The following is a 12140-nucleotide window of genomic DNA, read 5'->3' on the forward strand; positions in this document are numbered from 1 at the left end:
ACATCGTTCGTTTGTCAGGTGAATGCGGTGAGACGTGCTCGACGGCCTGCCGAGGTCCCGTCCGGAACGGCGGCGCGTCACTTGGCCGTCGCGATGTAGGTGAGCGTCCCCGAGTAGCTGTCCGCCGGGACGAAGGGGATGTAGGCCTCGAAGTCGTTGAGGATGGCGTCTCCGTTGGGAGAGGACGGCTCGGGCTGTTCGTGGACGAGCAGCGGGGTGTCGGACGAGATGGGCCGGAAGACCGACGTGCCGCTCTCGCGCACCTGCAGGTTCCCGACCGGGATGGTGGCGGTGTTGCCCCCGTCTGCCGAGGTGAGTTCGGCAGACGCCGCCTGGACGGTGACGGCGTAGCCGTCGAGGTTGTTCGTGGTGACCGTCATGCTCACCGCTCCGTTGCTCCGGACGGTCGAGTTCGGAGGCCCGCTCAGGGTGAAAGCACTGGTCAGGTCGGTGAGGTTGATGCTCACGTCGGTCACGTCCGTCAGGACGGAGCAATCGGGGTCGGTGCCGCCGACGGGGCAGGTGCTGCCTGTCACCGCCGAAGTGACCCGGTTGTCGAGGATCCCGTCTCCGGTGGTCGCCTCTCCATCGGTGGTGACGGAGAAGGTGATGATCACGTTCGCCTGCATCGGCAGTGATCCGGTCCAGGTCAGCAGGTCGCCGGTGCGGCCGACGGTGCCGGCCGTGGCGGTCGCGTCACCGTTGTAGACGGCGTCGTCGAGCACCCCGGCCAGCGTGTCGGTGAGCGCGACCGCGGCATACGGCGCCTCGCCGGTGTTCGTGGCCACGATCGTGTACTGGACGACGCCGCCGGCGACCACATTCCCGTTGTTGTCGGCGGTCTTGGTGATGGCGAGGCCGGGGACCAAGATGGCGACCGTCGTGGTGCAGCCGGGGTCGGTCCCTCCGGCGGGGCAGGTCGTCCCGGGGGTGGTGGAGACGACGGTGCCGGTCAGGGTCTTGTCGCCCGGCGAGGGATAGACGGCGGTGACCGTGTAGGTGACCACCGCGATGGCGCCCACGGCGAGATTGCCGCTCCAGGCGAGCGTACCGTCGGTGTAGGTGACGGTACCGGTGGTAGCGGTCGCGTCGCCGTCATAGGTCGCGTCATCCAGCACCCCGGCCAGCGACTCGGTGAACACGGCACCGGCGTAGTCGGTCTCGCCGGTGTTGGTCAGCGTCACCGTGTAGTGAACGGCGTTCCCGGCGACGACGGTGCCGGTGTCGGCGGTCTGCGTGATGGTGAGCTGTGGCACCAGGACGCGCACGAACGTCGTGCACGCCGGGTCGGTGCCGCCCGCCGGGCAGGTGCTGCCCGGAGTCGGCGAGGTCACGTTGCTGGTCAGTGCCTTGTCGCCGGGGTCGGGGTCCTTCACCGTGACGGAATAGGTGATCGTGGCGCTCGCGCCGATGGCGAGGGCGCCGGTCCAGGTCAGCTTCGGCGCCGTGTGGTCGAGGGTGCCGGTGGTGGCGGTCGCGTCACCGTTGTAGACCGTGTCCGGGAACAGCCCGTCGAGCGCGGAGACGACAGTGGCGGCGGCGTAGTCCGTCTGCCCGGTGTTGGTGAGCGCGACCGTGTAGACGATCGTGCCACCGGGGGTGGTGGTCGCCACGTTGGCGCTCTGGGTGATGCTCAGAGCCGGGATCAGAACGGTGACGGTCGCGGTGCACGCCGGGTCGGTGCCCCCCGCCGGGCAGGTGCTGCCCGGCACGGACGAGGCGACGACATTGGTCATGCTCTTGTCACCGGTGCTGGGATCGTTGACCCTCACCGTGTAGGTGACGGTCGTGCTCGCGCCGACCGCCAGGTCACCGGTCCAGGTCAGCGTGGAGTCCGTCAGAACGAGGGTGCCGGTGCCGGCGACCGCGTTGTCGTTGTAGGTCGCGTCGTCCAGCACCCCCGCCAGCACGTCCGTGACCGTCGCCCCGCTGTACGGGGTCTGGCCGGAGTTCGCGATCGTGACCGTGAACCGCACGGTGGCCCCGGGGGTCGTGGTCGCCGTGTCCGCCGCGACGGAGACGGCCAGCGCGGGGATCAGGACGGTCACCGTCGAGGTGCAGCCGGCGCCACCGCCGCCCGGCGGGCAGGTGCTGCCCGGCACGGACGAGGCGACGACGCCGGTCATGGTCTTGTTCCCGGGGTCGGGGTCGCGCACGGTGACAGAGAAGGTGATCGTTGTGCTCGCGCCGATCGCCAGGTCCCCGGTCCAGGTCAGGTTGGGACTGATGAACGCGACGCCGCCGCTCGCGGCGGTCGCGTCGCCGTTGTACGTCGCGTCGTCCAGCACCCCGGCCAGCGCGTCCGTGACCGTCGCCCCGCTGTACGGGGTCTGGCCGGAGTTCGCGATCGTGATCGTGTAACCGACCGTGGAGCCGGGGGCGGTGGTGACGGTGTCCGCGACCGTGGCGATGGTCAGCGCGGGGACGAGCACCGTGACGAGCGTCGTGCACGCCGGGAAGGTCCCGGTGGACGGGCAGGTGCTGCCCAGCGCGTCGGAGAAGACGCTGTTGGCGATCAGCTTGCCGCCGGGATCGGGGTCGAGCACGGTGACCGAGTAGGTGATCGTGACGCTTGCGCCGACCGCCAGGTCCCCGGTCCAGGTCAGGTTGGGACTGATGAACGCGACGCCGCCGCTCGTGGCGGACGCGTCGCCGTTGTAGGTGGTGTCCGCGAGTACCGCCGTGAGCCGGTCGGTCACGGTCGCCCCGGTGTACGGGGTCTCGCCGGAGTTCGTGACCGTGATCGTGTAGGCGATGATGCCGCCGGGGGTGACCGTGGCCCGGTCCGCGGACTTGGAGATGTTCAGGGCCGGGGTCAGTACGGTCACGGACGAGGCGCAGGCCGGGTCGGTGCCGCCGACGGGGCAGTTGGTGCCCGGGGTGGCCGAGGTCACCACGGCGTTCAGCGTCTTGTTCCCGGGGTCGGGGTTGCGCACCGTCACCGAGAAGGTGACGGTGACCGTCGCGCCGACCGCCAGGGGTCCGCCCTGCCACCTCAGGACGCCGGTCGCGGAGGTGAAGGTGAGGCTGCCCGCCGAGGTCGTCCCGTCGCCGCCGTAGGTCGCGTCGTCGAGGACGCCGGCCAGTAAACTGTCCACCACGGCGTTGTCGTAGGAGGTCTGTCCGGTGTTGGCGATCGTGACGGTGTAGCTCACCACCCCGGTCGGGATGGCCGTGGCGACGTCCGCCGAGGTCGTGATCGTGATCCTGGAGACCAGGACCTGGTTGGAGCAGCGGGTGTCGGTTCCGCCGATCGGGCAGGTGGTGCCCGAGGTGGTGGAGGTGACGGCGCTGGTCAGCGTCTGGTTACCAGTGCCCGGAGTGTCGACCGTGACGCTGTAGGTGATGACGGCCGCCTGGCCGGGGTTGAGGGCGCCGGTCCAGCTCACGGCCTGGCCGCCGAAGGCGGCGGTACCGCGCGTGGCGCTCACGTCGCCGTTGTAGGCGGCGTCGTCCAGCACTCCGGTCAGCGCGTCGGTGAAGTTCGCCGCGGCGAACGGCACCTGCCCGGTGTTGGTGGCGGTGACCGTGTAGGTGACCGTCCCGCCGGGCGTGGTCGACGCGGTGCCGGCCGTCTTCACGATCGTCAGGATCGGGGTGAGAATGACGACCCTCGCGGCGCACGCCGTGTTCCCGCTGGCGGGCGGGCAGGTGCTGCCCACCTCGGTGGACACGGCCTCGTTGATCAGGAGCTTGTCACCCAGAGCGGGGTTTCCGGTGGTGACCGAGTAGGTGACGGTCGCCGTCGCGCCGACCGCCAGGTTGCCGGTCCAGGTCAGGGTCTGACCGGCGAAGCCGACCGTGCCGGTCGTGGCGGTCGCGTTCCCGTTGTAGACCGCCTCGTCCAGCACCCCGGCGAGCGAGTCCGTGACGGTGGCCCCGGTGTACGGGGTCTCCCCGGTGTTGGCGATCGTGACCGTGTAGGCCACCGCTCCTCCCGGAACCACCGCGGACCGGTCGGCGACCTTGGTGATCGTCAGGGCGGGGATCAGCACGGAGACGGAGACGGAGCAGCCGGGGGCGGTCGCCGTGGGGCAGGTGCTGCCCGGCGCCGCAGAGGACACGGCATTGGTCATCACCCTGTCGCCCTGGTCGGGGTTGTTCACTGTGAACGTGCCGCTCACCACGACGCTGTCGCCCACGGGGATGTCCCCGGTCCACGTCAGTCCGGTTTCGTCCAGTGACAGCGCCCCGGAGGTGGTGAGCTGGTCTCCGTTGGGGACGGCGTCGTCGAAGACGCTGCTCTCGTTGATGAGGACGGTGATCCCGTGGTACGGCGTCTGCCCCGTGTTGGTGATGAAGGTGGTGAAGCGCACGACGTCGCCCGGCATGACGATCTCCGCGTCGGCGAGGGCCAGGAGCTCCAGTGCCGCCACGGTCACCGTCGCGGAGCAGCGGAGGTCGGTGCTTCCGGTGGCGCAGTTGCCGCCCGCCGAGTCCGACACCAGGGTGTTGGAGAGGATCGCATCCCCGAAGCCCAGGGGGTTCGCCGTCACCGAGTAGGTGACCGTGGTGGACCCCTCGGCCGGGACGTTCCCGGTCCAGGTCAACTCGGGTTCGGTGTAGGTGACGTCCCCGGTGCCGGCCACGGCGTCGCCGTTGTAGGTCGCGTCGTCCAGCACCCCGGCGAGCGAGTCGGTGAACGTCGCGTTGACGTACGGTGTCAGCCCGCTGTTGCTGATGGTGACGGTGTAGGTGACCGTCTCGCCCTGCGTGACCGAGGCGGTGCTCGCGGCCTTGTCGAACGTCAGCGTCGTGGCCTCGGTGACCTGGACGCCGGCGCTGCATCGCACGTCGGTTCCACCGGCCGGGCAGGTGTTGCCCGGGGCGGCGGAGGTGACTGTGTTCACCAGGTTCAGGTCACCGGTCGCCGGGTTGTCGATGGTGACCGTGTAGGTGATGGTCGCGCTCGCGCCGACCGCCAGATCACCGGTCCAGGTCAGGTCCGACCCGGCGAAACCGACCGTGCCCGTCGTCGCGGTCGCGTCGCCGTTGTAGACCGCGTCGTCCAGCACACCCGCCAGCGCGTCGGTGAACGCCGCCCCCGTATAGGGGAGCTGACCGGTGTTGGCGGCGACGATCGTGTAGGTGATCACACTCCCCGGTACCCCCGTCCTGGAACCGGCGGTCTTGCTGATCGTCAGCGCCGGTACGAGCACGATCACGCTGCTGGTGCACTGCGCGTTTCCGCTCGCCGGGGCGCAGTTGCCGCCGACGGTGGGCGAGAAGACCGTGTTGGCCATCAACCTGTCCCCGGGGACGGGGTCGCCCACGGTGACCGTGTAAGTGATCGTCGCGCTCGCGCCGACCGCCAGATCACCGGTCCAGGTCAGGTCCGACCCGGCGAAACCGACCGTGCCCGTCGTCGCGGTCGCGTCGCCGTTGTAGACCGCGTCGTCCAGCACACCCGCCAGCGGGTCCGTGAACGTCGCACCGGTGTACGGCGCCTGTCCCGAGTTGGTGACCGTGACCGTGTATCCGACGGTGCCTCCCTGGACCGTGGTGGCGGTGTCGGCGGCCTTGGTGATCGTCAGGCCGGGGACGGTCACGTCGAGCCGGGCCGTGCAGCGGGGGTCGGAGCCGCCGGACGGGCAGTTGTTGCCGGGGGCGGCCGAGACCAGGGTGCCGGTGATGATCTTGTCCGCGGGGTCGGGGTTCTTCACGGTCAGGGTGCCGGTGACCGTGACGACGCCCCCGACGGGGATGTTCCCGGTCCAGGTGATGGCCGTGGCGCTGAGGACGAGCGTGCCCGAACTCGCGACCTGGTCCCCGCTGGGGATGGCGTCGTCGACGGTGCCGGTGCTGGGGGCGGAGATGGTGATTCCCGTGTAGGGGACCTGCCCGGTGTTGGTGAACGTGGCGTTGAGGCGGATCGTCGAACCCGGTGTCGCGGTGCTCCCGACGTAGCTCTGGTCGAGGACCAGCCGCGCCACCGGCACGGAGACGGCACACCGGGTGTCGGTGCTCCCACTCCGGCAGTTGCTCCCCGCCGCCGTCGAGACGGCGGTGTTCACGAGCAGGGCGTCGCCCGGGTCGGGATTCTGTACGGTGACCGTGTAGGTGACCGTCGCGCTCGCGCCGACCGCGAGGTCACCGGCCCAGGTCAGCGTAGGACTGGTGTACGACACACTGCCGGACGTCGCCGTCGCGTCACCGTTGTAGGTCGCGTCGTCCAGCACGCCCGCCAGCGCGTCGGTGACCGTCGCCCCGGTATACGGGGACTGTCCCGAGTTGGTGACGGTGAGCGTGTAGCCGACGGTGGCCCCTGGCGTCGTCGTCGCGGTGTTCGCGACCTTGGCGACGGTCAGTGCCGGCACGAGGACCGTCACCGTCACGGTGCACCGGGCATCTGTGCCGCCAACCGGGCATATGCTGCCGGGCGTGCTCGACACCAGCGTGTTGACCATACGCTTGTCGCCGGGATCGGGATCGAGGACGGTCACCGAGTAGGTGATCGTGGCGGACGCGCCGACCGCCAGGTCACCGGTCCAGGTCAGATTGGTGCTGGTGTACGACACGCTGCCCGTCGTCGCCATCGCGTCGCCGTTGTAGGTCGCGTCGTTGAGCACCCCGGCCAGCAGGTCGGTCACCTGGGCGCCCGCATAGGGGGTCTCCCCGGTGTTGGTGGCCGTGACCGTGTAGGTGACAACGCCGCCCGGCGCGGTGGTCAGGGTGTCGGCCGCGATGTCCAGGGTCAGCTCAGGGATCAGGACGGTGACGACGGAGGAGCAGCCGGCGGCACGTGTTCCGATGACCGGGCAGGTGCTACCGGGCGCGGCGGACGTGATGGAGGTGCTCAACGTTCTGTCCCCGGTGTCGGGGTCGTTGACGGTGAACGAACCGGTGATGGTGACCGTCGCGCCGACCGCGATGTCCCCGGTCCACAGGAGCGAACCGTCCGGGGCCACGCCGATTCTGCCCGAACTGGTCACGATGTCGCCGTTGTAGGTCGCGTCATCGAGCAGGTCGGCGATGGTGAATGCGGTGCTGGTACCCGTGTAGGGGGTCTGCCCGGTGTTGGCCAGCGTGAGCGTGTAGGTGACGACGCCCCTTGGCACCGTGGTGGACACGTCGGCCTCGTCGGTCATCGTCAGCTGCGGGACGAGGACCGTCACGCTGTCGGCGCATCGGGGGTCGCCGCTGCCGGTCGGGCAGTTGCTGCCGGTGGTGGACGAGGTGACCGTGTTGGTCAGCGTCTTGTTCCCGAGGTCGGGGGCGGTGACGGTGACCGAGTAGGTGATCGTGGCGGACGCGCCGACCGCGAGGTCCCCGGCCCAGGTCAGGGTGGAGCCGGCGAAGCCGACCGAGCCGCTGGTCGCGGCGGCGTTCGCGTTGTACGTCGCATCGTCCAGCACCCCGGCCAGTGCGTCGGCGAACGTGGCCCCCGTGTAGGGCGTCTGCCCCGAGTTGGTGACCGCGACCGTGTAACTCACGACCGACCCGGGGGTCGTGGTCAACGTGTCGGCCGTCTTGACGATCGTCAGGCCGGGGACCAGGACCGTGACGGTACTGAAGCATGCGGGAGCCTGGTTGCCCACCGGACAGGTGTTACCCGGCGCGGCGGACGTGATCGAGGTCCGGAGCACCTTGTCGCCGTTGTCGGGGTTGTTCACGGTGACCGAGCCGGTGATGGTGACCGTCGCGCCGACGGCCAGGTCACCGGTCCAGGTGAAGGTGCCGTTCAGGTTGTTGACGACGGCGCCCGACGTCGCGGTGAAGTCCCCGTTGTCGGTCGCGTCGTCCAGCAACCCGATCAGGGAGGTGGTGAAACTCGTCCCGACGTACTGGGTCTGACCGGTGTTGGCGGCCGTCAACGTGTAGTGCACGACCGAGCCGGGCGTCGCGGTGGTCACGTCCGTGCTGCTGCTGATCGCCAGGGCGGGGATCAGGACCGTCACGGTGGCGGTGCACCCTGCGCCGGGGTTCCCCGGCGGACAGGTGCTGCCGGGAGTGGTGGAGGAGATCGTGCTGGCGATGGTCCGGTCCCCGGTGTCGGGATTGCGCACCGTGACCGAGTAGGTGATGGTCGCGCTCGCACCGACCGCCAGGTCCCCGGCCCAGGTCAGATTGGGGCTGGTGTACGACAGGTTGCCGCTCGTCGCGACGGCGTCGGCGTTGTAGACGGCGTCGTCGAGCAGGCCGGCGAACGAGTCGGTGAACGTCGCGCCGGTGTACGGGGTCTGGCCGTTGTTCGTCACCGTGACGGTGAAGCCGATCGTCTGGCCGGGGGTCGCCGTCACGACTCCGGTCGTCTTGACGATGGACAGCCCGGAGACGGTCACCGTGGCGGTGCACCGGGGGTCGGTTCCGCCGGCCGGGCAGGTGCTGCCGACCGTCGGCGAGGTCACCACGTTGGTCAGCACCTTGTTGCCGGTATCCGGGTTTTTCACCGTGACCGAGTAGGTGATGGTCACGACTCCGCCGGCCGCCACGTTACCGGTCCAGGTCACCGTCTGAGCGGCGAAGGACACCGAACCGCCGGTCGCGCTCGCGTCACTGTTGTACGTCGCGTCGTCAAGAACGCCCGCCAGCGCATCGTTCACCGTCACACCGGTGAAGGCGCTCGACCCGGTGTTGCGCACGGTGACCGTGTAGCCGACCGTACCGCCCGGGGCCGCCGAGGAGGCGTTGGCCGTCTTGGCGATGACCAGCGGGCCGGTCGTGATGACCAGCGTCGCCGATCGGGTGTCGGCCAGGCCGCCCGCGTCGACCACCCGGAAGGTGACCGGATAGCTGCCCACCGTGGTCGGGGTGCCCGACAGCACACCGGTGGAGGTGTTCAGGGTCAGCCCCGGCGGCAGGCTGCCCGCGCTGAGCGACCACGTGTAGGGCGCGACTCCTCCGGTGACGGTCAGCGGGACGCTGTAGGCGACCCCGGCCTGTCCGGACGGCGGCGGGTTGAAGGTGAACGTCGGCAGCGCCGCGATCGTCAGGTTCACCGTTCTGGTGTCGCTCTGGTTCTGGGCGTCGAGCACTCTGACGGAGAAGGAAAAAGCTCCTCCCGCCGTCGGGGTGCCCGACAGCACCCCGGTGGAGGTGTTCAGGGTGAGGCCGGGCGGGAGGCTGCCGGCGGTGATCGACCAGACGTACGGCGCGGTGCCGCCGCTCACGGTCAGCGAGACGCTGTAGGGGATGCTCACCTCCCCGCCGGCCGGCGCCGGGAAGGTCAGCGTCGGCGGCGGTGCGACGACCAGGGTGACCGCCCGGGTGGTCGTCGCGTTGCTGGCATCGGTCACCCGCACGGTGAAGGGATAGCTGCCTGCGGTCGTCGGGGTGCCCGACAGCACCCCGGTGGAGGTGTTCAGGGTCAGCCCCGGCGGCAGGCTGCCCGTGCTGAGCGACCACACGTACGGCGTGGTGCCGCCGGTGACCGTCAGCGGGACGCTGTAGGGCGCCCCCACCTCACCGGCCGGCGGCGCGGCGAAGGTGAAGGCAGGCAGCGTGTTGGGGACCACGGCGGAGGAGGGGTCGGACGGCGGGCCCGCGCCCGCGAGGTTGCGGGCGGTGACGGTGAACGTGTACGCGGTCCCTGGAGTAAGACCGGTGACGGTCTGGGTGGTCCCGGTGCCGGTGAAGGTCTGGGTCGGCTGCGCGACGCCGGCGATGTAGGGAGTCACGACGTAGCCGGTGATGGCGCTGCCGTTGTTGCTCGGCGCCGTCCAGGTGAGCTTCGCGGACTCCGAACCCGCGACGGCCGCGGTGATGACCGGCTTGCCCGGGACCGCGTAGGGGACGACCGCCGCAGACTGCGCACTGGGCGAGCCGGTGCCGAAGGCGTTCACCGCGGCCACCGTGAAGGTGTACGACGCGCTCGTGGTCAGACCGGTCAGCGTCCGGACGGTGGCCGTGGCGTCGAAGGCCACCGGCGTCTGGGCCACGCCGTTCAGGTACGGGGTCACCACGTAGCCGGTGATGGCGCTGCCGTTGCTGTTCGGCGCCGCCCAGGTCACCGTGGCGCCGGCCACCCCGGCCGTGGCGGTGGGGGTGGCCGGGGTCGCCGGCGCGGACGCATAGAGGTAGGTGGCGTCCGCGTCGAGTCCCTGGGTGACGACGTTGACGCTCACCGTCGTGCTGGCGGCCCGGGCAGGCATGGACGGGATGGTCAGCGTGCCGTTGCCGTTGACGGTGAAACATCCGCTGGTGGCTCCGGAGGCGCAGGGCAGCAGGACCACCGGGGTGCCGGCGTTCTGCTCGGCGGCGGTGCCGATCTCGATGGCGGTCGCGTTGGAGATGTTCGACCCGCTCACGATCACCGTGTTGCCGCCGGCGATCGAGCCCGTGGTCGAGTTCAGGCTGATGCCGCTGGGCACCGCCGGCAGCGTTCCCACGGTCGTCGCCGACGAGTAGGCGGGATTGGCGTCGACGGACGACGCCGTGGCCACGGTCGTGGTCTGGACCAGCGACGGCGTGACGCCGGTCCCGGTGACGATGCCCACCACGGTGATCGGCGGTAACGTCGCCCCGGCCGCGAACGGGCCGTTGCTGTTGGTGCAGGTGACGGACCGTCCGGACGGCGCCGCGCACACCCACCCGGTGCCGTACGCGCCCGCGGCCACGGTCCCGGCCGGCAGGGTCTGGGTCATCGAGACCGGCGCGGTCTCCGAGAGACCCGCGGCGACGCCGGCGACGACGGTGTAGGTCACCGGGTCGCCCGGCTGCAGGGTCGCGGCGTTGTAGCCGGTCTGCGCGACGGTCAGCTCGGGAACCGCGCTGATCGTGGCCACCTTGGCGTTGTCGACCTCGTGGAAGTCGGTGATGCTGCCGGTGGAGCCCACCCAGCCGAAGGCGAGCTGCCGGGGGATCCCACCGGCGGTCAGCCAGCTCGCCGGGTAAAGGCCCGCGGGGACCACGGGGAGCGTACCCGTCAGTGTCCTGGTCGCACCGCCCACCAAGGTGACCACGACCCGGTAGCTGTTGGCCGGGATCGCCAGACCGGCGGCGGTGGTGAGGATGGCGTTGGTGGGGTTGATACCGACCTGGACCGGGACAGCCGTGCTGAGGAGTGCCCGCAGGGGGAGGGCCGCCGACGCCGTCGAGCTCGCCGTGCTGTTGATCGCGCAGTAGCCGACCGTGCCGTTGCCCGGCCCGCGCACGACGACCTGCCCGGCCACCCTGCTCGTGGTGCTGATGTAGGCCGGGTTGGCACAGGTGGACCCCTGGTAGCTGCTGTTGCTGAAGTTGCCGTACACGTCGAGACCGACACCGAGATAGCCGTAAGCCACCCCGGGAGAGGTGGAGAAGGAGGTGTAACCCAGCGCGCCCCCCGACTGGCCGATGTTGGCCGGCGACTTGGGGTTGGCCGGATCGACCGCCGTCAGCACGAAGGCCATGCCGTCCGCCCCGCCCCCGCCGTACTGGTAGCTGTTGAACGTCACGTCCAGGCCCTGCGAGGTCGGCACGCTGACCGCGCTGAAGAGACCGCCCGTCTTGTTGGTCGTGCTGTTCGTCAGGCGCAGCCTGCCGAGTCCCGGGAGCTGCGTGTCAGTAGTGCAACTGCGCAGCACGCCGGTGGTGGTGTTGCCCAAGGAGGACAGGCATGCCGTATTCGTCCCGGTCGCACCGGACGGCAGCGCGGGCAGCACCACGGCGCCGTTCCCGTCGGCCGTGTTGTTGCGGAACGGCTGGTCGAACAGGACCGTGCCGATCGCCGACTCGGCGGCCGGCGCCAGTACGGTCGACGTGCCGGTGAGTGCCGAACCGGCCAGGGTCAGCATGAGGAGCCGGGCGATCGGCCGCCGGTACCGGGACATCATGATCATCAAGCCGGGCGCGCGCAGGCCGCGCCGACCGGATCGCGAGCCCGCGCGAACATCCCCGCTCATCGCCGCCCCCAAAGCATGGCGACGCCACCGCACGGCTCAGACGGGCGGGAAAGGTCACGTGCCCGCCCATGACGGAATCAGGCATCGGTGGATCCGTCACCTCGGCCAACCCGTAGGCGGGGACAGCGACGGCGTCGAACGAAGCGACGCCGACCCCTCGATACTTGTCCGTCAGCGGCATCCCCGGAGAGGAAGCCCGCCTCTGGTCGCCGGTGGCATCCCCGAAAGAAAGATCCACAACAACAACTCAGAGTTTCTGATCAACTACCTAAAGTGTCAATGACGGAGGATTACCGGCGTGGCGTCAGATGATGCGCT

At 70.1% G+C, this 12140-nt stretch carries 1 protein-coding gene; it reads right to left on the reverse strand.

What is annotated here, in order from left to right:
- Positions 1–77: 77 nt before the first annotated feature.
- A complete protein-coding gene (locus tag OHA77_RS15520; RefSeq protein ID WP_406318804.1) occupies positions 78–11822 on the reverse strand; it encodes a putative Ig domain-containing protein in 11745 nt (3914 codons plus the stop codon).
- Positions 11823–12140: the final 318 nt, after the last annotated feature.

The organism is Streptosporangium sp. NBC_01639 (assembly GCF_045209755.1).
Taxonomy (GTDB): domain Bacteria; phylum Actinomycetota; class Actinomycetes; order Streptosporangiales; family Streptosporangiaceae; genus Streptosporangium.

Excerpts from the sequence above, each read along its gene's own strand:
- OHA77_RS15520 (WP_406318804.1), bottom strand. The coding sequence starts at position 11,822 with ATGAGCGGGGATGTTCGCGCGGGCTCGCGATCCGGTCGGCGCGGCCTG.